Below are 26,054 nucleotides of genomic sequence, written 5' to 3'. Positions count from 1 at the left end.
ACCGGAACAGCGCCCGTCAAGGCGCTACGCGCCATGCCTGGCGCACCACAAAAAAACCGCCGTGCCTTTCGGCAGGGCGGTTCTTCTGAATCCGTGGTGATCAGTCGCCGAACGGATGCCGCAACGTGATGGTCTCGATGCGATCGGGACCAGTAGAGATTACGTCGATCGGTGCCTCGATCTGCTCCTCCAGGAAACGGATGTACGCCTTGGCGTTTTCCGGAAGCTGGTCGATGCTGGTCAGACCCACGGTGCTTTCGCTCCAGCCCGGCAGCTCTTCATAGACCGGCTCGATGTCTTTATAGCTGTCGCAGCCGATGGGCGGACGGAAGATCTCGCCGTTCGGGGTCTTGTAACCCACGCACACCTTCACCGTCTCCAGGCCATCGAGCACGTCCAGCTTGGTCAGGCAGATGCCGGACACGCTGTTGATCTGGATGGCGTGACGCAGGGCCACAGCGTCGAACCAGCCACAGCGACGGGCGCGACCCGTGGTGGTGCCGACTTCGTTACCCTTGACCGCCAGGTGCTTGCCCATGTCGTCGAACAGCTCGGTCGGGAAGGGCCCGGAACCAACACGGGTGGTGTAGGCCTTGGTGATGCCCAGCACGTAATCCAGGAACAGCGGACCAAAACCGGAGCCGGTGGCGGTACCGCCCGCGGTGGTGTTGGAGGAGGTCACGTACGGATAGGTACCCAGGTCGATGTCCAGCAGGGAGCCCTGGGCGCCCTCGAACAGGATGTTCTCGCCACGCTTGCGGAAGTCGTGCAGCATATCGGTCACGTCCGCCGCCATGGGCAGGATTTCGTCACCCATCTGCCTGAGCTCTTCCAGGGCCGCGTCGATGTCCTCCGGCTCTTCCTTGTAGTACTCGGTCAGAATGAAGTTGTGGTAAGCCATGATCTCGCGCAGCTTGGCTTCGAAATCTGCCGGGTTGCACAGGTCACCCAGGCGCAGACCGCGGCGGGACACCTTGTCTTCGTAGGCCGGGCCGATACCACGACCGGTGGTGCCGATCTTGTCGACGCCGCGGGCTTTTTCCCGGGCCTGGTCAATGCGAACGTGGGTACGCAGGATGATCGGACAGGCCAGGCTGATGCGCAGGCGATCCCGTACCGCCACGTCGTTGGCTTCCAGCTGGCGCACTTCCTTGAGCAGGGCTTCCGGCGACAGCACCACGCCATTGCCGATCAGGCAGTACACATGCTGGCGCAGAATACCGGAAGGGATCAGGTGCAGCGCCGTTTTCTTGCCGTCAATGACCAGGGTGTGACCGGCATTGTGCCCGCCCTGGAAACGCACCACGGCAGCGACCTTATCGGTCAGCAGATCCACAATCTTACCCTTGCCTTCATCACCCCACTGGGTGCCCAGCACAACAACGTTTTTACCCATGATTCTCTCTCAATACGGCTGCCCTGAGGGCAGGCGTTTCGCAAGTTTTCCTGTAAATGGATTCACCGAAGCCCCGCAGGGATCAGCCCAGCTTCTGCACGACCCACTGGCCGCCCTGTTTCACCAGTTTCCGGTCACACCCCTTGAGCACCGGATCGGTGTTCTTGTCCTCTGGCAACGCACGGACAACGGTTTCGGTCATTCTCAGGCCGGCAATCACACCATCCAGGGCAGGATCGTCATCCGCCGGTGCCCAGACGGCGCCGGGCCGGCTGCTGACACGCTCGCCCAGGGATACCAGCGCCCGGATATCCAGGCTGAAACCGGTCGCCGGACGAGCCCGCCCAAAGTCGCTGCCAATGGCATCGTAGCGGCCACCCTTGGCAACCGCATCGCCGTGGCCCGGGACATAAGCGGCAAACACCAGGCCGGTGTGATAGTTGTAGCCCCGAAGTTCGCAGAAATCGAAGCCGAAACCGACCTCCGGATATTCCTTTGCCAGCATGTCGGACACCCGCGCGAGTTGCTCAAGCGCGGCATCCAGACTCTCTGAGGCACCCTCGAGAATGCGGCGGGCGTCGCTGAGCGCTTCCGGACCACCGCTCACCCGGGCCAGCTCCCGCAGGCGGGCGCCAGCAGAGCCTGGCTTGCAGTGACCCAGCAACTGGTCAAGCTCGGGTACCGACTTGCGAGCCATGGCGTCGAAAATGGCCGCCTCGGTATCTCGTTCAAAATCCGCCGCGCCAATCAGGCTCTCGTAGATCGAGACGTGGGCAAGATCAAGATGTACCCGGGGCAGTCCAGCCACCCGCAGACTTTCCAGCATCAGCCGGATCACTTCCATATCGGCGGCTTCGGAGGCACTGCCGAACAATTCGCAGCCGGCCTGGATCGGCGTGCGCCCGGTCAGCATATGGCGGGGGCGGGTATGCAGGACATGGCCGGCATAACACAGTCGGGTGATGCCCTCTTCCCCGAGGGTATGGGCGTCAATGCGCGCAGCCTGCGGTGTCATGTCTGCCCGCACACCCATCATCCGGCCGGTCAACTGGTCGGTCAGCTTGAACGTCTGCAATTCCAGATCGTTGCCGGTTCCGGTAAACAGGGATTCGAGGTATTCGATAAGCGGCGGGATGACCAGCTGATAACCCCAGCGCTGGCAGGTATCCATTACATCCCGGCGCAGGGATTCGATCCGTCCGGCCAGCGGCGGCAGAATGTCTTCCACACCGTCTGGCAGTAACCAGCGATCAGATACTGTCATGAGATTCCGTTGTCCGTTTTATCCGCACCAGCGCTGATGGCCCAGCCCTGACAAAGAGGGATCACACAGGATTTAAAGCGTCACCGGGCCAAAAAACCCGGCACAAAACCGCCAGAATTTTACACGGTTGGCGGGCACAAAAAAACCGGAATACGAGGGTATTCCGGTTTAATTGAACTCGCGGGGGAGGTTTATTTCGTGCCCTTGGGATCCCGCAGGTACTTCATGAAATCACCCTCGGAGTCGATCACCATGATATCGTCCTTGTTGGCGAACGAGTTCTGGTAGGCCGCCAGGCTCCGGTAGAAGCTGAAGAACTCGCTATCCTGACTGTAGGCGTCCGCATAGATCTGGGCGGCCTGACCATCACCTTCACCGCGCAGCTTCTCAGACTGGGAGAAGGCCTCGGCTAGAATAACCGTTTTCTGACGATCAGCATCGGCACGAATGCCTTCGGCCAACTCACGACCCCGCGAGCGGTATTCCTGAGCCAGCTTCTCACGTTCGGTCGCCATGCGGCGGTAAACGTTATCACGCACCTGCTCGGGCAGCTCGATGGCCTTCACACGAATGTCCAGCACCCGGATACCGAACTCGCTGACCGAAGTCTGGTTCACCAGATCCTTCAGCTTGGCCATGAGTTCATCCCGCTGGCCGGAGACCACCTCGTGCATGGTACGCACACCAAACTCGTTCCGCAGGCCGTTATCCACCCGCGACAGCAGCAGGTTCTGGGCACGGAACTCATCACCACCGGTGGCCCGATAGAAGGTATCCACATCGGCAATCTGCCAGGCGATGTACGAATCCACGTCCAGGGGCTTCTTCTCGACGGTCAGGTACTGACGCGCCGGAAGGTCCATGGTCAGAACCCGTACATCAAACTTGCGCACTTCGTCGATCACCGGGACCTTGAAGTGCAACCCTGCCGGAATGTTGGTCTCGATCAGCTCACCAAACCGAAGCAGCACCCCACGATGGGTTTCCGGGATGATGTAGACGCTCGAGGAGACCAGCAACAGAATGATGAGGGTGCCAGCGAGACCGATAATGCTTTTGGGACCCATGGTTATCTCCCTACTCTGGAGTTAGTCGACTGGCGGTTGCGAAGCTCCCGCAATACCTGATCGGTCAGGGACTGGAGGTCCACCTGCCCGGTCATGCTGCCTGCATCGCCGGCGCTTTCATTGCGACCGGCCGCCGCGCTCGCACCGGAGCGGGTAAGGCGATCCAGCGGGAGATACATCATGTTATCGCCGGATTTGGTGTCCACCAGAACCTTGCTGGAGCTGGCAAGCACGTTTTCCATCGCCTGCAGGTACATCCGGTTACGGGTAACCTCCGGCGAGCCTTCATAGACCTTCAGCAGGTCCAGATACCGGGCAGTTTCACCCTTGGCACGCTCAACCACCTGCGCCTTGTAAGCTGCCGCTTCTTCAATCATACGCTGGGCCTGGCCCCGCGCTTCCGGAACAACCCGGTTGCGGTAGGTTTCGGCCTCTTCCTTCAGCCGCTGCTCGTCTTCACGGGCACGCTGCACTTCACGGAAGGCGTCCTGTACTGCCTGGGGCGGCTGGGTACTTTCAACGTTCACCCGCACCACCTCAAGGCCCGCACCATACTGCTTGAGGAAATTCTGGAGACGCTGCTCCACGTTGACCGCCAGCTCAACCCGGCCTTCCGTCAGGACGGCGTCAAGGGAGGCACTGCCCACTTCGTGACGGAGCGCACTGTCGGTCGCAAACGCAAGCGCCTGGTTGGAATCCCGCACGTTAAGCACGTAATCGCGAGCATTGCTGACCCGATACTGAACCTGCAGATCCACCGTCACCAGGTTTTCATCCTGGGTCAGCATCTGGCCGCTGGATTCCGCGGTCCGGACGTTGGTTACCCGCACCTTGGAAACGCTGTCGATAAGCGGCACCTTGAACCTCAGACCCGGGTTCTCGGTGGTGTGGTACTCACCGAAACGCAGCACCACTGCACGCTCCTGTTCGTCCACGGTATAAAAGGACTGGAACACGATATAGCCGACCACCAGAATGCCAGCCAAAGCCAGGATAGCACCGAAGCCACCGGCGCTTCCGCCGCCACTGCCGCTACCACCGGACTTACCGCCTTTGCCACCCAACATTTTGTTGAGTTTGTCCAGACCCTTTTTCAGTGCTTCGTCGAGGTCTGGCGGACCCTGATCATTGCCGCGCCGACCACCACCGGTTCCCCAGGGATCATTGTCGTTACGGTTTCCACCCGGTTCGTTCCAGGCCATAGTGCTCTCCGTTACTGACTTATAGATAGAATGGCTGCAAATACTAGGGATTTATGACCGCCCCGGCAATAGCTCCCGGGGTTTCAAGCACGTCGGGTATCAAGCCGAACGGCGCCTTCCTTCACACCGGCCCGGCTTAACAGCTGCAACCAGTCACGATTCTGCAGGCGAACCTCCAGGACCGAATCGCCGGTATCGCGGTGCTCTTCGCTGAGCACCGAGCCGGCTTCGTGCAGCAGTGCGCGCAACTTGCCATCCGCCGGCCCAAGCAACACAAAGTGATGCACCACGTCCTCGGCCAATCGCTCGACGATGGCGTCGTAGAGGCCATCAAGGCCCTCCCCCGTGACCGCCGAAACCCAGGCCCGCACCGGAACACCATCCTCGTTGCGCTCTACCCGGGGTGTAAAATTCTCCAGCAGGTCGATCTTGTTGAACACCTGCAGTACCGGTATGCCGTCGGCGCCGATTTCCGCGAGCACTTCTTCCACCTGCTCCATATTCTCATCACGGCGCTCATCATGACTGTCGATGATGTGCAGCAGCAGGGTGGCTTGCGTGGTTTCCTCCAGGGTCGCCCGGAAGGCTTCCACAAGCTTGTGGGGCAGATGCCGGATGAAGCCCACGGTATCGGCCATTACGACCGGCCCGATATCCGGAAGTTCCAGGCGCCGGAGCGTAGGATCGAGGGTCGCAAACAGCTGATCTGCAGCATATACGGAGGAGGTGGTTATACGGTTGAACAGCGTCGATTTGCCGGCGTTGGTGTAACCCACCAGAGAGACCGTTGGAATATCTGCACGCTGGCGCGCCCGACGGCCCTGATTACGCTGCTTGCGAACCTTTTCCAGGCGCTTGTGAATGGACTTTATGCGCTCTCTCAGCAAGCGACGGTCCGTCTCCAGCTGGGTTTCACCCGGGCCCCGGAGCCCGATGCCGCCCTTCTGCCGCTCCAGGTGGGTCCAGCCCCGGACCAGGCGCGTTGACATATGTTCCAACTGGGCCAGCTCTACCTGCAGCTTACCCTCGTGGGTTCGGGCGCGCTGGGCAAAGATATCGAGGATGACGCCGGTGCGATCAAGCACCCGGCACTTGAGCTCCTGCTCGATATTACGCTCCTGACGGGGGCTCAGGGCATGATTGAAGAGCACCACATCGGCCTCATGGGCCGCGACGGCGTCCCGGACTTCCTCCAGCTTGCCTTCGCCCACAAAAAAACGGGGGCTTGGCTGCTTGCGGGAGCCGGTAACGGTACCGACCGGATCCACTCCCGCGGAAGTGACCAGTTCCCGGAACTCACCGGGATCTTCCGACCCATCGTGGTCGGTGAAATCGATGTGGACAAGGATGGCGCGCTCGCCGACATCTGGACGTTCAAACAATTGGCATCAACTCCGGAACAATCAAATCAACAAGGGTATAAAAACAAACACCCGCGGCCGTCCGACCCTTTGCAGGGTCTTCCGGAACGCGGGTGGTAAGGCCGGAAAGCCGGGAGACTCAGTCTTCAGACTCGCCCTCTCCTCCCGGCGCCTGCTGAGGAATGCGAACATTACGTGCAGGAACCACGGTGGAAATGGCGTGCTTGTAGACCATCTGGCTGACAGTATTTTTCAGCAAAATCACGAACTGGTCGAAAGACTCGATCTGGCCCTGAAGCTTGATACCATTGACCAGAAAGATAGAAACCGGAATGCGTTCCTTGCGCAAGGCGTTGAGGTAAGGGTCTTGTAACGAATGCCCTTTTGACATGTGTTTTCTCCTGTTTTTAGTAAATGCAGATCGTCATAATTCAAGATTAAATGTGGTGCGAAGTCGGATTTTTTTCAAGGCGGCTTCAATGACAAGTTCGTCACTGCTGTCCAGCCAGTCCACGTCGGACCACTTTCGCAACCAGGTCAACTGCCGCTTGGCCAGTTGGCGGGTTGCTGCCACTCCCTTGCCAACAAAGGTCTGATAATCATCCTCCCCGGACAGGTAACTCCAGGCCTGACGATAACCGACACACCGCATGGAAGGGAGTTCAGGGTGCAGATCTTCCCTGAGCATCAGTGCCCGCACCTCATCGAGAAAACCCGCCTCGAGCATTTGCATAAAGCGTTGGCGAATTCGCTCATGAAGCACTCGCCGGTCTGGGGGCACGATGGCAAGCTGTACAACAGTATACGGAAGCGAAGGTGTTTCGTCTGCCTGCCAGCGGGTGAAATAGGTGTAATCCTCAATATCGCGATCCTGCTTCACACTTGCTACCTGCCGCTCTGATCCTGATTCGGCTTGCCAGAATTCGGAGATGGGCTTTCCGGTGAGGCGCCACACCTCCAGGGCCCGCAACAGCCGTTGGCGATTGTTGGGGTGAATCCTCTCCGCCGCTACCGGGTCGTGGGCGCTGAGCTCGCGGTGCAGAGCCTCCCAGCCCCGGGTCTCGGCCTCCTGCTCCAGCGTCCGGCGCAGCTCCGGACTGGCGGCCGGCAAACCCGACATGCCGTGCAGCAGTGCCTTGAAGTACATCATGGTGCCACCAACCAGCAACGGAATTCGGCCAGCCGCCGTAATCTCCGCCATGGCCGCCAGGGCGTCCCGGCGAAAATCCGCAGCTGAATAGGTCTCGGCCGGATCGCATATGTCGATGAGCCGGTGCGGGGCTCGTGACAACTCTTCGGGACTTGGCTTGGCAGTGCCGATATCCATGTCCCGGTAAATCATGGCCGAATCCACACTGATGATGTCGCAGGGCAGGCGCTCGCATAGCGCCACGGCGAGATCGGTCTTTCCGGACGCCGTCGGCCCCATCAGGAAAATGGCCGGGGGCAGAGCCACCTCAACGACCCCGCAGGAACAGTTTGTCCAGTTCGGACAGGGTGACCAGAGTCCAGGTTGGCCGGCCGTGGTTGCACTGGCCACTGCGCTCGGTTGCCTCCATGTCACGGAGCAACGAATTCATTTCCGGGATGGTGAGCTGCCGGTTGGCACGTACCGACCCATGGCACGCCATCGTGCCCAGTAGCTCGTGTGTGACGGCTTCAACCCGGTCGCTCTGGCCATGTTCGATCAGGTCCGCCAGCACGTCCCTTACCAGCTGCTCGGTGTCGGCACCGCGCAACAACGCCGGAACCTGCCGCACCGCCAGGGTTTCCGGCCCGATGCGCTCGATCTGCAGGCCAAGCTTTTGCAGTTCCTCACCGTGACTTTCGGTAAGCGCGGCCTCTTTCTGGCTGACGGCCAGGGAAATGGGTACGAGCAGCGGCTGGCTTTTCAGATCCTGTTCGGCCAGTGCCCGCTTCATGCGCTCGTAGGTGATTCGCTCATGGGCCGCGTGCATGTCCACCACAATCAGGCCGGCACGGCCCTGGGCCAGGATGTAAATCCCGTGCAGCTGGGCAATCGCGTAGCCCAACGGAGGCTCCTGATCACTGTCTGCGGGCGGCGTCGGCATGGGCGCAACCGGAGTCTCGGTTACCGGCATGGCCTGCTGGCCTTCGCTGCCACCGCCGGCGTTCAGCGACTGGTAGAATGCCATCTGGTCACTGGCGCGCCACTCCTGTTGCGGTTGTTGCTGACGTCCATACCCGTTCCCGGCATCCGCCGACGCCCTGTAGTCAGGTACCGCCGGCTGTCCGTTCCAGGATTCGCCGGCAGAAGCGCCTGTTGTCGGCATGGCCTGCTGCGAGCCGACCGCTGCCTCGCGCCCGAAGGACTGGGCCACGGCACCCCGGAGATGGTCATCCGGGCGAACGTCCGCCAACGCCTTGTGTAGCGTCCTGAAGATGAAATCGTGCACCAGACGGCCATCACGGAAGCGGACTTCGTGCTTGGTGGGGTGAACGTTGACGTCGACCGTTGCGGGATCGACCTCCAGGTAAAGCACAAACGCCGGGTGCCGGTTATTGTACAGCACGTCCCGATAAGCCTGGCGCACGGCGTGGGCCACCAACCGGTCCCGGATCACGCGGCCATTGACGAAAAAATACTGCAGGTCCGCCTGGCTGCGCGAAAAGGTCGGCAGGGCCACCCATCCCCAGAGCCTGAGCCCGGTTGCCTCGGCGTCGATCACCACGGCGTTGTCGATGAATTGCTGGCCACACAGGGCTCCGATCCGACGCTCACGATCCAGCGGCGATTCCGCAGGCCGTAAACTCTGTAACACGCGCTGGTTATGGCGAAGAGTAAACCCGGTATCGAAACGGCTCAGGGCCTGCCGTCGCAAGCACTCTTCCACATGATTGAATTCGGTTTTCTCGGTACGCAGGAACTTGCGTCGCGCGGGGGTATTGAAGAACAGGTCACGCACTTCCACAGTGGTGCCAACCGGGTGCGCAGCGGGCGATATCCGCGCGTCCATTTCCCGACCTTCCACTTCCACCCGCGACGCGGCTTCCTGGGCTTCTGTTCGCGATGTGAGCGTGAGCCTGGAAACCGAACTGATACTGGCCAGGGCCTCACCCCTGAACCCCAGAGAGGCCACCGCCTCCAGGTCATCCAGACTGGCAATCTTGCTGGTGGCATGGCGGCTGAGCGCCAGGGGCAGGTCGTCTTCGGCGATACCGCTGCCATCATCACGGACCCGGATCAGCTTCACGCCACCCTGTTCGATCTCGACATCGACCCGGCCGGCACCGGCATCCAGGGCGTTCTCAACCAGTTCCTTGACGACAGACGCAGGTCGCTCCACCACCTCGCCCGCGGCAATCTGGTTCGCGAGCCGTGGTGACAGCAATCGAATGGAGGGCATGTTGCGGAAAAACCTCTTGATCAGGACGCGGGGATACGAATGGTTTGCCCTACCATAACACGGTCGTCCCGAAGGTCGTTAAACTGCATCAGCTCGCTGACGGTTGTCTGGTTTTTCCTGGCCACGCCGGAGAGGGTGTCACCCCGCTGGATCCGGTAGTGACTGACACCGCCACCACTCTGGCCATTCTGCTTCTGCCAGGCCAGTAGGGTGCCGGGAGGCGGCGTTTTCTGGAAGTAATTATCGATCCCGCCCATGATTGCCTTCGCCAGCCGGGTGCGATACCACTCGGTGGACAGGTTCCTTTCTTCCTGCGGATTGGAAATAAAACCCGCCTCGACCAGGATCGAGGGAATATCCGGGGACTTGAGCACCGCGAAAGCGGCCTGTTCCACCCCGGGCTTGTGAAGTTCAGCCACTCCGCCGAGCTGGCCCAGCACGGAGCTGCCAACGCCCAGGCTGGCATTAATGCTTGCGGTCATGGACAGGTCCAGCAGCACACCGGCAAGGGTGTCGTCGCGGCCGTCGAGGGACAGGCCGCCAGCGCCACCAATCAGGTCGGAACGGTTCTCACTGTTGGCGAGCCAGCGGGCCGTTTCACTGGTGGCCCCCCGCTGAGACAGCGCAAACACGGACGCCCCCTTGGGTTGTGGCGTACGGAAGGCATCCGCATGTACCGACACGAACAGGTCGGCATTGTATTTGCGCGCCAGGATGGTTCGGTTGCGCAGGCCAATGTAATAGTCCCCTGTGCGGGTCAGCTTGGCGGTGTAACCCGGTTGCTGATTGATCAGATCTGACAGGGTTTTCGCCATCTTCAGCACCACGTCTTTCTCGCGGGTTCCCCGGGGCCCGATGGCACCCGGATCTTCGCCGCCATGACCGGCATCGATAACCACAATGATATCGCGCTTGCCACTGGCGTCCTGCGTGACCGTTGGTGCGGTCGCCTTCTCAATGCGACTCCCGCCCTCGTCAATGAGGTCGACCACCAGCCGGTGGCCGTACTGCTGGTTGGGCTCAAGCTGGAAGCTGCGCGGCTTGATGTCAGACTTCAGATCGAGCACCACCCGCAGATCGTTGCCATTGCGTGGAGCGCTACGAATCCGCTTGATAGGGCTGCCTTCAAGATCGAGAGCCGAAAAATCGGCTTTCAGGCTGGTGTTCTTGAGGTCAATCACCAGGCGGGCAGGCCCGGACAGTGAGAAAATGTTGTGATCCACCTCACCACCGGTGTCGAGCACCAGCCGGGTGTGATCGGGCGCAGGCCAGATCCGGGCCCCTTCCACCAGTGTCCGGGCCATGAGAGGCAAAGAAACCAGCGTGACCAGCACCAGAACCAGCGTCCGCGAAATAATGGATGTTTTGATTGCCATACAGCCTACCTGCCCCTCACAGATTGCAATCCGATCAGCGACCGGCGCCAACCTTTTCCAGTCCTTCAAGTACGTTCAAGCCTCGCTCGGAGTGGGCCGTGATCAGTGCTCTGCGACCATCTGCCTGTAACTCCAGGTGCAACGCCAGATCCGGCTCGGGCAACACCCCTTCGCCGCGGCCTGGCCACTCCACCAGACACAGGTTGTCGCCAGCAAAATAATCCCGGATGCCCATGTATTCCAGCTCTTCCGGATCACCCAGACGATACAGGTCAAAGTGATAGGCCACAGGCCTCAAGTCTTCATAGGGCTCCACCAGGGTGTAGGTCGGGCTCTTGACCGCCCCCTCATGCCCCAGGCCCCGCATCACCCCCCGGCTCAGCGTGGTTTTGCCCATGCCCAGGTCACCTTCCAGGTAAACCACCAGGCCCCGCCCGGAGGTTGCCACACGGCGTGCGAGCTCACGGCCAAGCTGCTCGGTTTCCGCCTCATTGGCAAGAAACACACGACATTCGTTACCCGCAGCACTCATAAGACCGCTCTCATACGTCTTCCCGTTCCCGGCCCGGTTCAGATTCGCTGTAAACCCGCGGCAGCGTATCAATCACATCGTTCGGTATCAGACCCATGAATCCACGGGATTCCGATGCCAGATCGGCGGCACGAAGATGCGCGGCGGCGCCCAGCACCGCAGCACGTGCCGGGTCGCCAAGCTGGCCATACAGGGCGCCAACAATGCCTGAAAGCACATCCCCCATACCGCCTGTGGCCATTCCGGGGTTGCTGCCGCTGACAATATCCACCGGTTCGCTTCCTGAGGCAACCACAGTTCCAGCCCCCTTCAGCAACACCGTGCCTCCGTAGAGTGAGTGCAGCCTGGAGCACGCCCGCAAACGATCGGATTCCACTTCAGGCACCGAGCAGTTCAACAACCGGGCCGCTTCACCCGGATGTGGCGTCAGAATCTGGTTCTCTGCCGGCACGGCCACTCTGGCCGCCAGCAGGTTCAGGGCGTCGGCATCCAGTACCCGGTTCTTACCACTGGCAATTACCTGTTCCAGCATCTGCTGCCCCCAGGCGCTGCGCCCAATACCCGGGCCGCACACCACCACCGAAGCGCTGGCCAGCAGCGGCGGCAACTCAGAACCGTGAATCAGTCCATGCACCATCACTGACGGGCACCGGGACAAGGCCGCCGAGACATGCTCGGGGCGGGTAGCCAGCGAAACCAGGCCAGCGCCTGAACGAAGCGCCGCCTCGGCTGCCAGCAATCCGGCACCGCCAAATCCCCGATCACCCGCCACCACCAGCACGTGACCGAACCGCCCCTTGTGGGCATTGACGGGCCGTTGCGGCAGCCAGTTGCGAATTCTTACCCAGTCCCGGCGCATGGCAACCGGTGTCTGGCCGCTGACCGGTATCGCCGACTCCGTGCCCAGGCCCTCGAACACCACTTCACCAGCGGCGGCAACGCCTTCGCCGGTAAACAGCCCGGCTTTCAGACCAATGAAAGTCACCGTCATCGCAGCGCGGATTACCTGACCCTCCGCAGCGCCGGTGGTCGCGTTCAAACCGGAAGGAAGATCCACCGCCAACACTGGCGCCGGCGAGTTGTTGCAGCGGTCGATCAGGTCGGCAAAGGGCGCCCGGGGCGCGCCGGAGACGCCGGTACCCAGCATGGCGTCAACAATCAGTCCGGCCTGCACGAACAGCGTTTCCAGGGCAGATTCATCCAGCTCGCCGAGAGAGACAACATCAACCCCGTCGGCCAGTGCTTTCTGCCAAGCCTTGCGGGCGTCACCAGACAGTTTTTCCGTGGGCGCAACGGCAACACATGACACGTCCAGGCCATGGCGCCGGGCATTGGCGGCAACCAGGTAACCGTCACCGCCGTTGTTGCCCGCACCACACAGCACGAGAACCCGGCCGCAGTCACGCCAGTGGCGAACGAGCCTGCGAAAAGCCGCATGGGCTGCTGACTGCATAAGGTCAAAGCCGTCTACGCCCTGCTGCTCGATGACGTAGCGGTCAATTTGCCGCACCCCATCGGCGGAAAACAGTGCGTCTGGTAAACTGTGAAGCTCAGACGGCGGCATACAGCCCTGCTCCCGTTACAGAAACCGGTTTAAGAAAAATGGCCAGATACCTGTAAAGCATAGCAAAACAGGAGAAAAGGTCATAACTTAATCAAATTAAATATCTGTACCCGAACGTCAGAGCGCCCGCTCCTCAACCACCCTTGCTACCGGCAGAATCATGAGTGCCACAGCTTCCAGCAACACAACACACCCCGAACTCGCTGATTTGCCAGCACTTATACGGCAGTGGGCGCGCGATCTTGGGTTTGCCGACGTGGGCATCACCACGCCGGACACGGGAGAGCACGCCCGGCATTTGCAGGATTGGCTGGCCGAAGGCTACCAGGGCGACATGGATTACATGGGGCACCACGGTGACAAACGCTACACGCCAGACTCCCTGGTGCCCGGCACCCGCCGGGTGATCTCGGTGCGAATGGACTATCTACCGGCACCGGACAACCCGAAACAAGCACTCACTGACCGGGAATCCGCTTATGTGACGCGCTACGCGCTGGGACGCGACTACCACAAGCTGATTCGTAAGCGGCTGGCGCAACTGGCTGCGAAAATTGATGCCGCCCTAAGCGGCTACGACTACCGGGCATTCGTGGACAGTGCGCCGGTGCTGGAGCGGGCACTGGCGCAGCGTGCCGGGCTGGGGTGGATTGGCAAGAACAATATGCTGATCCATCCGAAAGCTGGCTCGTTTTTCTTTCTGGGAGAGATTTTCACCAGCGCACCGCTGCCAACGGATCCGCCGTTTGAAACCGACCACTGCGGCAGCTGTTCGGCCTGCCTGGACCTGTGCCCCACCGATGCGTTCGTGGGTCCTCACAAGCTGGATGCCAGGCGCTGCATCAGTTACCTCACCATCGAGTTCCGGGGCAGTATTCCTGAAGAGCTTCGGCCCCTGATGGGCAACCGGGTATTCGGCTGCGATGACTGCCAGCTGGTGTGTCCCTGGCAGAAGTTCAGCAAGCCCACGGAGGAAAAGGATTTCCAGCCTCGCCACGGGCTGGACAACAGCACCCTGGCCGAACTGTTTCTGTGGACGGAGGAGCAGTTCCTGAAACGCACTGAGGGCTCGGCCATCCGGCGCACCGGCTATGAGGGCTGGCTGAGGAATCTGGCCGTGGGGCTGGGTAACGCGCCCTCAACCATCCCGGTGATCGAGGCACTCAAGCAACGGGCGGACCACCCCTCGGAGCTGGTCCGCGAACACGTTCGCTGGGCCTTGCGGCGGCATGGTCTATAGCTTGAAGAATTCCTGCCGGTAGTGGCGCAGTTCGTTGATGGAGTCGCGGATATCATCCAGCGCCAGGTGACTGCCTTTTTTCTGAACGCCCTTGAGTACGTCCGGGCGCCAGCGGCGGGCCAGTTCCTTGATGGTGGAAACGTCCAGGTTCCGGTAGTGGAAGTAGTTTTCCAGTTCGGGCATGTATTTCACGAGGAAGCGACGATCCTGGCCGATGCTGTTGCCGCACAGGGGCGACTGGCCTTTCCCGACGTGCTTTTTCAGGAACTCGAGGGTTTGCTGTTCGGCCTGCGCCTCGGAGATGTCACTTTCCCGGACTCGCCTGGTCAGCCCGCTTTCGCCGTGGGTACGGGTGCACCATTCGTCCATGGCATCCAGCAGGCTATCGGGCTGGTGCACGGCGATCACCGGGCCTTCGGCCACGATGTTCAGCTCTGAATCGGTGATGATGGTGGCCATTTCGATGATCCGCTCTTTTTCCGGATCCAGGCCGGTCATTTCAAGATCGATCCATACCAGGTGGTGGTTTTCTGCCATTTCTTTACATCCCAGCCTTTACGTTTCGGAGTAGGCAGGGGCGGGGAGCGTCTTTCCGGGAAACGCTACGAGCACATCCATGTGCGCTTGGCGCCGGCCATCCCTGGCCGGCGACATTCCCGGAAAGACGCTCCCCACCCCTGCCCATACACTTGGAGGTATATGAGAAGGTAGGGTGCTCGCAGACTTCACGTCTGTCAGACACCCTGATTTGTCTGTGTATTGTGACTGATTAACGTATGATGTAACACCTCACGAACCCAAACACGGTACGCGCTCGATACATGGCAAAACGGCGACTGAACAAACAGCAGCAATTCCGCATCCGGAAAGTTCAGGAGGAGCGGGCCGCCCGGGCGGCGCGGCGGGAGAAGAAGGTTCAGGAACAGGCCGAGGCCGGTGAACTGGGGCCGGAGCAGGAGGGGTTGGTGATTGCCCACTACGGGCAACAACTGGATGTGGAGGCCCTGGAGGGCGAGCACACCGGCGAGGTGGTTCGGTGTTTCGTGCGGGCCAATATTGACAGCCTGGTTACCGGCGACACCGTGGTCTGGCGTCCGGGAAAAAACGAGTCCGGCGTCATCGTGGCCCGGGGAGAGCGCCGGAACCTGCTGCAGCGGCCGGATAATTTCGGTGCCCTGAAGCCGGTAGCGGCGAACATTGACCACATCATTCTGGTGATCGCACCCGAACCGGAGCCCCATGACAACCTGATCGACCGGTACCTGGTGGCCTCTGAGATCACCGACATTCCTGCCGTTATCCTGTTGAACAAAACCGATCTGATTACCGATAGCAATCGGCAGGCGATTGACGCTCTGCTCGAGCGTTACGAGGCGCTGGGCTATGAGGTGGTGCGCACGTCCGCGGCCGAATCCGGTGATCGGCCTTCACCGGAGGTGGAACGCCTGGTGCGGGAGCAGACCAGCGTGTTCGTTGGCCAGTCCGGGGTGGGCAAGTCGTCCATTATCCAGACGCTGATGCCGGATGAGAGCATTCGGGTGGGCGCCGTGTCGGAAAGCACCGGCAAGGGTGTCCATACCACCACGACCGCCAAACTGTTCCATCTTCCGATTGGTGGGGAGTTGATTGATTCACCGGGCATCCGGGAGTTTGGCCTGTGGCACATGACACCGCAGGAGATCGAATACGGGTTCCGGGAGATCCGGGATCTGATTGGTCACTGCCGGTTCCGCAACTGCCGCCACATGGGCGATCCCGGTTGCGCGATCGATGCGGCGGCGCAGGCCGGCAAGATCAGCGAGGCGCGTCTGAAGAGTTTTCACCGTATCCTGCAGGATATGGCCGAGCAACAGGCCCGGGGGCTGAAAGCGGACTGATCTTTTATCAGAACACCCGCTCAGGCCAGCTGCTCACACTACCAGTTCAGCTCACCCGGCGCCGGCTCCGGTTTTTCCTGAAGCCACTCCCCGCTTTCCAGACGCTCTCGCGCGGCTTCCTGCTCTGCTTCCGTGGGTTGGGTCAGGTCAATCAGGGGTTCGTCCGCCTGGCCGGCGCTGCTCTGGATGTCATCTACGGTCTTTTTGTTCAGCACAATGATGGAGATACGGCGGTTAACCGGTGCTGTGGGATCTTCCTTGTCGAACAGTACTGAATCACTCAGCCCCACCACCCGGGCAATCTGTTCCTGGCGAACGCCACCGGCAACCAGGGCGCGCCTCGCGGTGTTGGCGCGATCGGCGGAGAGCTCCCAGTTGGTATAGCCCGGGCGGCCGCCAAAAGGCGTGGCGTCGGTATGGCCGGTGATGCTGAGCTTGTTGTTGACCGAACCGAGGGTTTTAGCCAGCTCGAACAGGATGTCCTGGGAGTAATACTTCAGCTGGGCGCGGCCGCTGTCGAACATGGGCCGCCCCGAGCGGTCGACAATCTGGATGCGCAACCCCTCATCGGTAATGTCGATCAGCAACTGGTCCTTGAACTCCTGCAGGGTTTCGTTCTGCTCGATACGCTCTTTCAGCTCCTGGAACAGCTCCTCCATTCGCCGTTGTTCAAGCGTCTCCGCAAGGTCGTCCACCACCTGGTCTTCAATCTGGATCTGATTAGGATCCATGTCGGTGCTGGTTTCTTTAACCACCGAGGCACTGCCCTCAAGGTCCACCGGGTTGGGCGAACCACCTTCAGTAAAGCCGACGGGATCACGGAAGTAGCCTTCCACGGCGCGCTTCTGCTCCGGCGAGGCGGTTGCCGTTAACCAGAGCACCAGGAAGAACGCCATCATGGCGGTCGCGAAATCCGCAAACGCAACTTTCCAGGAGCCACCGTGATGGCCACCGACCACTTTCTTCTTGCGTTTGATGATGATTGGCTGTTCTTCCACGAATCGGCTCCGGAATCAGCGGGGATCGGGTTTATTTGGAGCGAACGTGATCGTTCAGTTCCTGGAAACCGGGTCGTTTGTCAGTGGGCAGCGCCTTGCGACCGAATTCGATGGCCATCTGCGGCGCCTGACCGGAAACCGTTGCAACCACCGAGGCTTTGACACACTCGTAGGCCTTGAGCTCGTACTTCGCGGCGTGCTCCATGGCAATGGAGGTGGGCCCGACAAAGCCATAGCCCATGAAGATACCCAGAAAGGTGCCCACAAGGGCAGCGGCCACGCTCAGGCCGATTTTCTCCGGGCCCTCGCTCATGAAATTCATGGTAATCACGATACCCAGCACCGCGGCGACAATACCCAGGCCCGGCAGGGCATCAGCAATCTTGTTGACGGCATGGGCGGGCTCTTCGATTTCATGATGGCGACTGTCGATTTCGTTCTCCATCATGCCTTCCAGCTCGTGGGCAGCCATGTTGCCAGAGCTGATGATACGCAGGTAATCCGTGATAAACGCCAGCAGCTCTTTCGATTTCATGATCGCAGGGTAGCGGGTAAAGATCTGGCTCGACTCCGGGTTATCAATGTCTTCCTCGATGGCCATGACACCCTGCTTTCGGGACTTGTCGAAAATCTCGTACAGCAGGCTGAGCAGATCCATGTAAAAGGACTTGTTGAAGGGAGACCCGGTGAGCAACTGCAGGCCACGACTGAACGTTTCCTTGAGGGTATGCACCGGGTTGGCAATGATAAAGGAACCCAGGGCAGCACCGAAAATGATCAGCACTTCTGTTGGTTGCCAGAGCACCATCAGATTGCCGCCGTGGAGAACATAGCCAGTAAAGACACTGGCAACAACAATAAGTCCGCCGATGATCAGTAACATGGTAAGAAGGAGCGCCTTATAGTCTTGGTTATAGGCCGGAGCCGGAAGCAAACACGCCAAAGGTGACCTGATAATAGCAAGGCCATGGGCCAACCGCGAAGCCGTGAAACAATTTCTATACAGGTGGCAGTCTTTGGTAAACTTCGCGCCTTTGAGCGCAAAGGATCACTTTTAATGTTCGACAAGCTTTTTGTTCTGAGCCAGTACCTCACGCCGCAACTGGGTATTTCCCGCCTGGCCGGTCGTCTGGCCGACAACGACCGCAACCCCGCGCTCAAGAACCGGGTGATCAAATGGTTTATCGGCCGCTATGGCGTAGACATGAGCGAAGCGGCCGAACCGGATCCTGAAGCCTACCCAACCTTCAACGCGTTTTTCACCAGAGCGCTGAAACCGGGCCTGCGCCCGCTCGCCGAAGGCGAAAAAACCCTGGTCAGCCCTGTCGACGGCGCCATCAGCCAGCTGGGGCAGGTTACCGGGGATCGCGTCTTCCAGGCCAAGGGCCAGACCTTCAGCCTCAGCGAACTGCTTGGCGGCGACGAGGCCACCACGGCACCGTTTGCGGGGGGCGAATTCTCCACCATTTACCTGGCACCCAAAGACTACCACCGCATTCACATGCCGATGGCTGGCAAGCTCAGGGAGATGATCCATATTCCCGGCAAGCTGTTCTCGGTCAACCCGGTAACGGCGGAGAACGTGCCCAACCTGTTCGCCCGCAACGAACGGGTTGTGTGCCTGTTCGACACCGAGGCGGGCCCGCTGGCCATGGTTCTGGTCGGCGCGATGATTGTCGGCAGCGTGGAAACCCGTTGGGCCGGCGTTGTGGTACCCACAAGCCAGGGTGTTACAGCGACCCGCTACGAAGGCGACGATGCACGGGAGTTTGCCAAGGGCGAGGAAATGGGACGTTTCCGCCTGGGCTCTACCGTCATTCTTGTGATGCCTGAGGGCGCCGTATCCTGGAACAGTGACCAGGTGGCCGGCAAAACCGTGCGCATGGGCGAGGCCTTCGGCACGCTGTCCTGACCGGTTTCGCCTTTCCGAGCGCCGGAAAGCCGTCAGGCCCGGTCGAAGGGAAACGCCAGCACCTCGCGGATATCCGTCGTTCCGAGCTTTAGCATCAACAGCCGGTCCAGCCCCAGAGCAACCCCCGAGCAGTCCGGCAGCCCATGATCAAGGGCTGCCAAAAACGCTTCGTCCACCGCCATTTCGGGTTTGCCCAGACGGCGGCGCTGAGCGTTGTCGGCCGCAAACCGTTGCCGCTGCTCCGCAGGCTCGGTCAATTCCCAGTAACCGTTGCACAACTCGAGGCCGTCAATGTAAAGCTCGAACCGGTGTGCGGTGGCTTGCCCGTCTGCCTGTGAGATCCTTGCCAGGGACGCCTGCGATGCCGGATAACCCGTGATGAACACCGGCTGACCGCCCTGCCCCAGATTCGGCTCCACCGCAAAGCTCATCAACAGGTCCAGTACGCCGTCCCGGTCCAGATCTGCCAACTGCTCCACCTCCAGCCACTGCTCGCCACGCCTGCGAAGATCACGGTCGGTGGCGCTGTAGGGGTCGATACCGGCCCAGCGGCGCATGGCTTCCCGGTAGGTGATCAGCCCAGGCCGCTCACAGCCCAGCCAACCACACACCAGGTCTGCCACTTCGGCCATCAACGACCGGTCGTCAAACCCTGGCCGGTACCATTCCAGCATGGAAAACTCGGGGTTGTGCCGACGCCCCTGCTCGCCGTTGCGAAACACCCGGGACACCTGATAAATCGGACCGGAACCGGCGGCCAGCAGACGCTTCATGTGATATTCGGGCGATGTCTGCAGCCACCCGCCGCTGCGGGCGCCGGCGCTTGCCAGAGCGGCAACACCGTCGAGATTCGGATCAGTGACGCCGAACTGGCCGAGCACCGGGGTCTCCACCTCCAGCACCCCCCGTTGCGCAAAAAAGCCGCGCACAAAGGCCAGTAATTGTGCGCGGCTTTTCAGGGCGGCCTGCGAGGCAGCGGGCTGCCAGACAGGTTGGTCAGTCATCTCAGGCTCAGCTGCTCTTGACCCGGCTGACGTATTCGCCGGAGCGGGTATCTACCTTCAGCACTTCGCCAATGGTGATGAAGAGGGGAACGTTCACCACGGCACCAGTGGAAAGGGTTGCCGGCTTGGAGCCACCCTGGGCGGTATCGCCTTTCATGCCCGGGTCGGTATCCACCACTTCCAGCTCGACAAAGTTGGGCGGCGTTACCGACAGGGGTGCGCCGTTGTAGAGGGTCACGGTGTACACGTCCTGCTCTTTCAGCCACTTGACGGTGTCGCCCACCGCTTTGGCGTCGGCCGGATACTGCTCGAAGGAACCGTCGGTCTTCATGAAATGCCAGAACTCGCCATCGGTGTACAGGTATTCCATGTCCTGATCGAGGACATCCGCGGCTTCCAGGCTTTCGCCGGACTTGAAGGTGCGCTCCCAGACCCGGTTGGTCATCAGGTTACGCAGCTTGACGCGGTTGAACGCCTGCCCCTTTCCGGGTTTTACAAACTCGTTCTCGAGAATGATGCAGGGGTCGCCATCGAGCAAAACCTTAAGACCGCCGCGAAATTCGTTGGTAGAATATGAAGCCATGAAATGTCCACCTGACAAAATGCTGTTTAAAATTCGAAGGGCGATATGATACAGCGAACCCCCGCCCGTATAGAAGCCCACCTTTCCGACCATGAGCAGCGCAGCTGGCAACAGCTGTTGTCGCAGTCGGTGACCACACCGGAAGAGCTCCTCAGGCGACTCGAACTTCCCGAGACTCCCTGGCTGTCCGGTGCAAGAGCGGGCCATCGGCTGTTTCCACTGCGGGTACCGGAACCGTTCCTGGCGCGCATGGAAAAAGGCAACCCGGCCGATCCGCTGCTACGCCAGGTGCTGCCACTGCAGGAGGAAACCCTGGAAGCGCCGGGATTCGTCAGCGACCCACTGCAGGAAGCCGACGCCATCGCCAGCACCGGGCTGATCCGGAAATACCGCAGCCGGGCGCTACTGATGGTAACCGGCCAGTGCGCTGTTAACTGCCGCTACTGCTTCCGGCGACATTTTCCGTATGAGGAGCAACGGTTATCACCGGAAGATCGGCAGCGGGTGATCAACACCCTCGCCGGCAGCCCGGAAATCAACGAAGTCATCTTCAGTGGCGGCGACCCGCTGGCTGTCAACGATCGCCTCCTGGCCCAATGGGCTGCCGCCATCAGTGGCATTTCCCATATCCGCAGACTCCGGCTGCACACCCGCCTGCCGGTGGTGATTCCCCAGAGGGTTTGCGATGAATTGTTGAAGTGGCTGTCCACAACTCCGCTGCAGATAGTGATCGTACTGCACATCAATCACCCGGCGGAAATAGACGGTCCGACCCGACGCGCGCTCGGCTACCTCAGGGCTACCGGTGCGACCCTGCTTAACCAGGCCGTCATCCTGCGGGGCGTCAACGACCAGGTCCCGGTACTGGAGTCACTGAGCGAGAGCCTGTTCGATGCGGGCGTTCTGCCCTATTATCTGCACACCTTCGATCCGGTGGCCGGCGCGCACCACTACGAAGTGCCCGACGACGAAGCCCGGGCATTGGTGCGGGAGCTTCTGACCCGCCTGCCTGGATTCCTGGTGCCGCGACTGGTTCGGGAGCTTCCTGGCGAAGCCAGCAAGACCCCGATCAACCTGTTCCCGTGACTGGCATCGCAAAAAGCAACGGAATTTCACTTGTCAAAGATTGTGAACTCGTGATCTTCTCGCTTTTTGAGACTGGTTTGCTACCTTAAAGTCCAGTAACGTTAAAGATAAAAACATGTATTTATGGCGTTTTCCTACCGGCAACCCGTCTCCCGAGCGGACACTGGCCGGGCAGGGCCAGGCCTGGAATACCCCCGATGTCGATAGTGGCGTGACCGAATGGAAGGTATGACCCTGAAACCAGATCTCCGCGTTCCCGAGCAGAAAACGGCCAGCCTGTCGTTCTGCGACACCACGCCCAAGGCCTTCCGGACCTGGATCGATCAATTGCCGATGGCCAATATCGGTGAGGTATCCCGCCAGCTTTACCATGCGATTATCGAGCTGAATCACCTGTTTCTGGCGCCACAACAGAGACTCCAGTTTCTGGAACTGATCCGGGAAAAAATTCATTTTGTCTGCAGCGAGCTCTCCCGACACTACCTGGGACTCGCGGTTGCACTGCCGGAAAAGCAGCGGAAAATCGCCAACCTGTCCCAGGCCCTGCAGCTGCACCTGGCCGGGGGTTATAAACTGTGCCTGCTGGAGTTCATCGATAACGGTGGGCTGGAGAAAAACCGGCGGCAGATTGCCACGGCCGCGCATCGGGCCATTTCCGAACTGTCCGCCACCATTCTCAGGTCACACCAGCTCTACTGTCCCAGCCCGGCCCAGAGCTGGCTGGAGTGCCACCGCTTGTATCGGTTCGCCCATCGCAACAAGCTGTCAGTGGTACAGGTGGATGACGACACCCTTCAGCATCGCCGGTCCAGCTCGGTGGCGGACAGCTACAAACGCATTCTCCTGTTGGGTTGCGCCCGTCCAAACCAGCTTCGCCAGGCTGAACTGCTGCAGGTGTACGAGCTGTTCGAGGTATGGACCGAGCACACCCGCTGCGGCCCGGATATCGGTGATGACAGCCTGTTTGTCGTGAACATGGAGCGTGATACTCCGCCCTGTTACCGGAGCCTGCTGGACCAGAAGCCCGGCGATGAGAGCTTTGGCTTTGACACCCGCGATCTCTCCACCATGCTGTCGGAAACGCTCCATGCCCGCCGCCAGCAGAAAGAGGCAGAGAATGATCTGGCCGTGCCGGCAAAGGTCAGCGACACCCTTCTGACTCACCTGAGCCAGGCCCTGGGCATTCTTGCCAAACGTAACTTCAACCGGATCAGCAGCCAGGGCTCCCTGGAAATCTGTGTTGGCCTGACTTCGGCCCACTACTTCATTTCCGGCGAGAAAACCTTTACCGAATTCGTCAACGGCAACGACACCGGCCACCACGACGAAGAAAACCTGTTCGTGCGCACTGCCCGTCAGAAACAGGATGCCTGGTCAGGCGCCCATGACGCGGCGCCCGCCGATGATCGGCTGGTATCGGCCGACACGCCCATCAACTTCAAGGGCAATTACGGCAACTCCCAGTCGCCGTCGACGGATCGCAACCGGCCACGGGCTTACCAGGCGCTGCTGGTGAACACCAGCCCCGGTGGCTACTGTGTGGCCTGGGAAAGCAACGTGCCGCCCTCTCTGCAGGCTGGCGAGGTACTGGGTGTTCGCGAGCATCGCTCCCATCCCTGGAGCGTGGCGGTTGTGCGCTGGATCCGTCAGATCAAGAACCAGGGCACTCAGGTAGGCATCGAGCTACTCGCCCCGAGTGCCGCGCCCTGCGGTGTGCGACTGATCCAGAAAGTCGGCAACAGCAGCGAGTATCTCCGCGGACTGCTGTTGCCGGAAATCAGCGTGGTCAACCAGTCCGCCACCCTGATCACGCCCAGGCTGCCATTCCAGTCAGGCAGCCGGATCTCGCTTCTGCATGATGGGCGCGAGGACCAGGGCCAGCTGTCGCGCCGGGTGTCCTCAACCGGCAGCATCAGCCAGTTTGAGCTGAAGCTGCAGAACAACGCAGCGTTCACCCCGGGCGCTCCGGCCACGCCCTCCGGAGCCAGCGAGGATGAGTTCGATTCGCTCTGGCCATCGCTCTGAACTTGCCAAACTGAGAGGCCGTGTCTGCTGTGGGGTTGTTATTGATCCGCAACCCCTGCATCATTCAGCGTTGGTGAATGAACAGTGCATCACGAGACACCTGACGAATGCAGAAAAAGAACGCGACCGTACACCTGCTGATTCTTGATCCGTCCCAGAACGACGCCGAATCGCTGGTCAGCCTGCTCCGGAACTCCGGAAAAGCCACCAGGGCCCACCGCATTACCTCCGAGGAAGATCTGGAAGAAACTCTCAAGGCGGGCAACTGGGACCTGCTTCTGGCCCGGGACCTGGAGCAGGAGTTCTCTGCAGACGATGCTCTGGCCATGATCCGCCGCATGGACAAGGATATCCCCTTCATCCTGCTCACCGAGCAGGAAAGCCGGGAGCGTACGGTTGCCATGATCAAGGCGGGCGCCCAGGACACCGTCCCCTTCGAATACACCGACATGCTGGTACTGGTGGTCAATCGTGAACTGGCCGCCCTGGAGGAACGCCGGCGTCGCCGGGTTCTCGAGTCCCATCTGCGGGAGGCCGAGCAACGCTGTCAACTGCTGCTGGAAAGCTCGAAGGACGCCATTGCCTACATCAACGACGGCATGCACATCTATGCCAACCAGTCCTATATGGAGTTCCTCGGCTACGACGATATCGATGAGCTGATCTGTATTCCGGTGCTCGACACACTCACGCCGGAGAGCCAGGAAAAGTACAAGGAATTCATGAAGGCCTTCGCAGAGAAAGGCGAGGACGGCATGACCCTCAACTGCACCGCCCGTCGCAGTGATGACCACGAACTGAGTGTCACCATGTCGGTCTCGGCCGCCACCTATGACGGCGAAGCCTGTACCCAGATCGTCCTGCAGCCTGAACACAGCGATGCAGAGCTGGAGGAAAAGCTGCGCCAGATCAGTAGCCAGGATCTGCTGACCGGGCTCTACAACCGGCAGTATCTGATGGACGCCCTGGCCGAAGCCATTGGTCGGGCCGGCAAGAACAATGAGACTGGCGCCCTTGCCTACATTGCCCTGGACAATTTCATGGGCATGAAGAGCCAGGTAGGTATCGCCGGCGCTGATTTGCTGCTCGGCGATCTGGCCAACCTGCTCAAGGAGCAGGCGGGCGATGGCTTCGTGCTGGCGCGCCTGAGTGACGATGCCTTCAGCCTGCTCTGCCAGCCCTGTGACGAAAAAACCATGGCCGATATCGCCGAGCGGGTGCGCAAGGCGGTTGAAGACCATCTGTTCGACATCAACGGCCGTACCGTGCAACTGACACTGAGTATCGGTGTGGCCGCCATAACCGAGAATTCTCCCAAGGCGGAAGATCTGATGGCCCGGGCCCACGTAGCTTCGGCGGAAGTGCGCAAGCTGGAAGGCCACAGCGAGGGCAACGGCGTGGTGGTATACAACCCGGCAGACTTCGAGGATCTCGACGAGAACAACTCGGTTGAAGCGATCCAGAAAGCGCTTGAGGAAAACCGCTTCCGCTTGCTGTTCCAGCCGATCATCAACCTGCGTGGCGAGGGTGAGGAACACTACGAGGCGTTCGTTCGCATGCTCGACAAGGACGACGAAGAGGTTTCACCTTACGACTTCCTGCCGCCCATGGGGCCGAGCGACACCGCCATCAAGATTGATCGCTGGGTCATCCTCCAGACCATCAAGCAACTGGCCAGCCACCGGTCCCGCGGACACGATACCCGCCTGTTCCTGAACATCACCGCGGAAACCCTCCAGGACAAGACCTTCACGCCCTGGCTGAGCGTCGCCCTGAAGGCCGCGCGCCTGCCCGGTGACTCCCTGATCTTCCAGATTCGTGAAGGCGACGCCAACAACTACATGAAGCAGGCCAAGGAATTCACCAAAACCGTGCATGAACTGCACTGCAAGGTGTCCATTTCCCAGTTTGGCTGCGCCCTGAACCCGTTCAACACGCTCAAACACATCGACACAGACTATGTGAAAATTGATGGCTCTTTCACCGAGGAGATCCAGAAGAGCGAGGAAGCGAAGAACGAGGTCAAGGAAATGGTCAAGAGCCTGCAGTCAAACGGCAAGCTCACCATCATTCCCCTGGTGGAGAATGCCGGCGTTCTGGCGACACTCTGGCAGGCCGGCGTCAACTACATCCAGGGCTACTACCTGCAGGCTCCGGTACCGGAGATGAACTACGATTTCGGCGACCACTGAGCCGAAA

General features: G+C 60.4%; 22 protein-coding genes. 6 read left to right on the top strand and 16 right to left on the bottom strand.

Annotated elements, in window-relative coordinates:
* Positions 1-100: 100 nt before the first annotated feature.
* The 11 genes from ACFC20_RS06005 to ACFC20_RS05955 form a co-directional block, all read right to left on the bottom strand.
* Positions 101-1,396, bottom strand: coding sequence for an adenylosuccinate synthase (locus tag ACFC20_RS06005; RefSeq protein WP_375192200.1), 1,296 nt, complete (start codon positions 1,394-1,396; stop codon positions 101-103).
* Positions 1,397-1,478: 82 nt separating this feature from the next.
* Positions 1,479-2,660 carry an ATP phosphoribosyltransferase regulatory subunit gene (locus tag ACFC20_RS06000; protein ID WP_375192199.1) on the bottom strand — a complete coding sequence of 394 codons (1,182 nt, stop codon included), beginning with the start codon at positions 2,658-2,660 and terminating at the stop codon, positions 1,479-1,481.
* 191 nt (positions 2,661-2,851) lie between these two features.
* Positions 2,852-3,727 (bottom strand): protease modulator HflC, encoded by an 876-nt coding sequence (hflC, locus tag ACFC20_RS05995; RefSeq protein ID WP_375192198.1) that lies wholly within the window; start codon positions 3,725-3,727, stop codon positions 2,852-2,854.
* 2 nt (positions 3,728-3,729) lie between these two features.
* The gene (hflK, locus tag ACFC20_RS05990) at positions 3,730-4,929 is read right to left on the bottom strand and encodes an FtsH protease activity modulator HflK (protein WP_375192197.1); all 1,200 of its coding nucleotides are present in this window, start codon (positions 4,927-4,929) and stop codon (positions 3,730-3,732) included.
* An 83-nt stretch (positions 4,930-5,012) separates the two neighbouring features.
* Entirely contained in the window at positions 5,013-6,311 is a 1,299-nt protein-coding gene (gene hflX, locus ACFC20_RS05985) for a ribosome rescue GTPase HflX (protein WP_375192196.1), read from the bottom strand.
* 118 nt (positions 6,312-6,429) lie between these two features.
* Positions 6,430-6,681 carry an RNA chaperone Hfq gene (gene hfq, locus ACFC20_RS05980; RefSeq protein ID WP_008170056.1) on the bottom strand — a complete coding sequence of 84 codons (252 nt, stop codon included), beginning with the start codon at positions 6,679-6,681 and terminating at the stop codon, positions 6,430-6,432.
* A 33-nt stretch (positions 6,682-6,714) separates the two neighbouring features.
* Positions 6,715-7,719 carry a tRNA (adenosine(37)-N6)-dimethylallyltransferase MiaA gene (gene miaA / locus ACFC20_RS05975; RefSeq protein ID WP_375192202.1) on the bottom strand — a complete coding sequence of 335 codons (1,005 nt, stop codon included), beginning with the start codon at positions 7,717-7,719 and terminating at the stop codon, positions 6,715-6,717.
* 28 nt (positions 7,720-7,747) lie between these two features.
* Positions 7,748-9,658, bottom strand: coding sequence for a DNA mismatch repair endonuclease MutL (mutL, locus tag ACFC20_RS05970; protein ID WP_375192195.1), 1,911 nt, complete (start codon positions 9,656-9,658; stop codon positions 7,748-7,750).
* 20 nt (positions 9,659-9,678) lie between these two features.
* Complete coding sequence (locus ACFC20_RS05965; RefSeq protein WP_375192201.1) at positions 9,679-10,962, bottom strand: N-acetylmuramoyl-L-alanine amidase; 1,284 nt, start codon at positions 10,960-10,962, stop codon at positions 9,679-9,681.
* A gap of 106 nt (positions 10,963-11,068) precedes the next feature.
* Complete coding sequence (gene tsaE, locus ACFC20_RS05960) at positions 11,069-11,566, bottom strand: tRNA (adenosine(37)-N6)-threonylcarbamoyltransferase complex ATPase subunit type 1 TsaE (RefSeq protein ID WP_375192194.1); 498 nt, start codon at positions 11,564-11,566, stop codon at positions 11,069-11,071.
* Positions 11,567-11,576: 10 nt separating this feature from the next.
* Positions 11,577-13,130 carry an NAD(P)H-hydrate dehydratase gene (locus ACFC20_RS05955; protein WP_375192193.1) on the bottom strand — a complete coding sequence of 518 codons (1,554 nt, stop codon included), beginning with the start codon at positions 13,128-13,130 and terminating at the stop codon, positions 11,577-11,579.
* Positions 13,131-13,290: 160 nt separating this feature from the next.
* Between ACFC20_RS05955 and queG the strand changes: the two genes are divergently transcribed.
* Complete coding sequence (queG, locus tag ACFC20_RS05950; RefSeq protein WP_375192192.1) at positions 13,291-14,370, top strand: tRNA epoxyqueuosine(34) reductase QueG; 1,080 nt, start codon at positions 13,291-13,293, stop codon at positions 14,368-14,370.
* On the opposite strand, the gene orn is transcribed toward queG, so the two are convergent.
* Complete coding sequence (gene orn / locus ACFC20_RS05945) at positions 14,365-14,907, bottom strand: oligoribonuclease (protein WP_375192191.1); 543 nt, start codon at positions 14,905-14,907, stop codon at positions 14,365-14,367. The genes queG and orn overlap by 6 nt on opposite strands.
* A 284-nt stretch (positions 14,908-15,191) precedes the next feature.
* Here orn and rsgA point away from each other — a divergent pair, with 284 nt between their 5' ends.
* Complete coding sequence (rsgA, locus tag ACFC20_RS05940; protein WP_375192190.1) at positions 15,192-16,247, top strand: small ribosomal subunit biogenesis GTPase RsgA; 1,056 nt, start codon at positions 15,192-15,194, stop codon at positions 16,245-16,247.
* Positions 16,248-16,285: 38 nt separating this feature from the next.
* Here rsgA and motB read toward each other — a convergent pair whose 3' ends face one another.
* On the bottom strand, positions 16,286-17,245 hold the full coding sequence (gene motB, locus ACFC20_RS05935; protein WP_375192189.1) for a flagellar motor protein MotB: 960 nt from the start codon (positions 17,243-17,245) through the stop codon (positions 16,286-16,288).
* A gap of 31 nt (positions 17,246-17,276) precedes the next feature.
* Complete coding sequence (gene motA, locus ACFC20_RS05930) at positions 17,277-18,128, bottom strand: flagellar motor stator protein MotA (protein ID WP_375192188.1); 852 nt, start codon at positions 18,126-18,128, stop codon at positions 17,277-17,279.
* Positions 18,129-18,302: 174 nt separating this feature from the next.
* Here motA and asd point away from each other — a divergent pair, with 174 nt between their 5' ends.
* Complete coding sequence (asd, locus tag ACFC20_RS05925; RefSeq protein WP_375192187.1) at positions 18,303-19,157, top strand: archaetidylserine decarboxylase; 855 nt, start codon at positions 18,303-18,305, stop codon at positions 19,155-19,157.
* 32 nt (positions 19,158-19,189) lie between these two features.
* On the opposite strand, the gene epmA is transcribed toward asd, so the two are convergent.
* Together epmA and efp are read right to left on the bottom strand one after the other, a co-directional pair.
* Positions 19,190-20,161, bottom strand: a complete 972-nt coding sequence (epmA, locus tag ACFC20_RS05920; protein ID WP_375192186.1) for an EF-P lysine aminoacylase EpmA — start codon at positions 20,159-20,161, stop codon at positions 19,190-19,192.
* A 7-nt stretch (positions 20,162-20,168) separates the two neighbouring features.
* The gene (gene efp / locus ACFC20_RS05915) at positions 20,169-20,744 is read right to left on the bottom strand and encodes an elongation factor P (RefSeq protein ID WP_375192185.1); all 576 of its coding nucleotides are present in this window, start codon (positions 20,742-20,744) and stop codon (positions 20,169-20,171) included.
* A gap of 45 nt (positions 20,745-20,789) precedes the next feature.
* Here efp and epmB point away from each other — a divergent pair, with 45 nt between their 5' ends.
* The 3 genes from epmB (at position 20,790) to ACFC20_RS05900 (ending at position 26,047) form a co-directional block, all read left to right on the top strand.
* A complete protein-coding gene (gene epmB, locus ACFC20_RS05910) occupies positions 20,790-21,830 on the top strand; it encodes an EF-P beta-lysylation protein EpmB (RefSeq protein ID WP_375192184.1) in 1,041 nt (346 codons plus the stop codon).
* Positions 21,831-22,049: 219 nt separating this feature from the next.
* The gene (locus ACFC20_RS05905) at positions 22,050-23,855 is read left to right on the top strand and encodes a GTPase (protein WP_375192183.1); all 1,806 of its coding nucleotides are present in this window, start codon (positions 22,050-22,052) and stop codon (positions 23,853-23,855) included.
* A 107-nt stretch (positions 23,856-23,962) separates the two neighbouring features.
* The gene (locus ACFC20_RS05900) at positions 23,963-26,047 is read left to right on the top strand and encodes an EAL domain-containing protein (RefSeq protein WP_375192182.1); all 2,085 of its coding nucleotides are present in this window, start codon (positions 23,963-23,965) and stop codon (positions 26,045-26,047) included.
* Positions 26,048-26,054: the final 7 nt, after the last annotated feature.

Source organism: Marinobacter sp. (assembly GCF_041984545.1).
Taxonomy (GTDB): Bacteria; Pseudomonadota; Gammaproteobacteria; order Pseudomonadales; family Oleiphilaceae; genus Marinobacter.
This window is presented reverse-complemented; position numbering and strand designations above follow the sequence as displayed.

Bases quoted from the DNA above. Each gene is read 5' to 3' on its own strand.
- ACFC20_RS06005 (WP_375192200.1), bottom strand. From the start codon at position 1,396: ATGGGTAAAAACGTTGTTGTGCTGGGCACCCAGTGGGGTGATGAAGGC.
- ACFC20_RS06000 (WP_375192199.1), bottom strand. From the start codon at position 2,660: ATGACAGTATCTGATCGCTGGTTACTGCCAGACGGTGTGGAAGACATT.
- hflC (WP_375192198.1), bottom strand. From the start codon at position 3,727: ATGGGTCCCAAAAGCATTATCGGTCTCGCTGGCACCCTCATCATTCTG.
- hflK (WP_375192197.1), bottom strand. From the start codon at position 4,929: ATGGCCTGGAACGAACCGGGTGGAAACCGTAACGACAATGATCCCTGG.
- hfq (WP_008170056.1), bottom strand. From the start codon at position 6,681: ATGTCAAAAGGGCATTCGTTACAAGACCCTTACCTCAACGCCTTGCGC.
- miaA (WP_375192202.1), bottom strand. From the start codon at position 7,719: ATGGGGCCGACGGCGTCCGGAAAGACCGATCTCGCCGTGGCGCTATGC.
- mutL (WP_375192195.1), bottom strand. From the start codon at position 9,658: ATGCCCTCCATTCGATTGCTGTCACCACGGCTCGCGAACCAGATTGCC.
- ACFC20_RS05965 (WP_375192201.1), bottom strand. From the start codon at position 10,962: ATGGCCCGGACACTGGTGGAAGGGGCCCGGATCTGGCCTGCGCCCGAT.
- tsaE (WP_375192194.1), bottom strand. From the start codon at position 11,566: ATGAGTGCTGCGGGTAACGAATGTCGTGTGTTTCTTGCCAATGAGGCG.
- ACFC20_RS05955 (WP_375192193.1), bottom strand. From the start codon at position 13,130: ATGCCGCCGTCTGAGCTTCACAGTTTACCAGACGCACTGTTTTCCGCC.
- queG (WP_375192192.1), top strand. From the start codon at position 13,291: ATGAGTGCCACAGCTTCCAGCAACACAACACACCCCGAACTCGCTGAT.
- orn (WP_375192191.1), bottom strand. From the start codon at position 14,907: ATGGCAGAAAACCACCACCTGGTATGGATCGATCTTGAAATGACCGGC.
- rsgA (WP_375192190.1), top strand. From the start codon at position 15,192: ATGGCAAAACGGCGACTGAACAAACAGCAGCAATTCCGCATCCGGAAA.
- motA (WP_375192188.1), bottom strand. From the start codon at position 18,128: ATGTTACTGATCATCGGCGGACTTATTGTTGTTGCCAGTGTCTTTACT.
- asd (WP_375192187.1), top strand. From the start codon at position 18,303: ATGTTCGACAAGCTTTTTGTTCTGAGCCAGTACCTCACGCCGCAACTG.
- epmA (WP_375192186.1), bottom strand. From the start codon at position 20,161: ATGACTGACCAACCTGTCTGGCAGCCCGCTGCCTCGCAGGCCGCCCTG.
- efp (WP_375192185.1), bottom strand. From the start codon at position 20,744: ATGGCTTCATATTCTACCAACGAATTTCGCGGCGGTCTTAAGGTTTTG.
- epmB (WP_375192184.1), top strand. From the start codon at position 20,790: ATGATACAGCGAACCCCCGCCCGTATAGAAGCCCACCTTTCCGACCAT.
- ACFC20_RS05905 (WP_375192183.1), top strand. From the start codon at position 22,050: ATGGAAGGTATGACCCTGAAACCAGATCTCCGCGTTCCCGAGCAGAAA.
- ACFC20_RS05900 (WP_375192182.1), top strand. From the start codon at position 23,963: ATGCAGAAAAAGAACGCGACCGTACACCTGCTGATTCTTGATCCGTCC.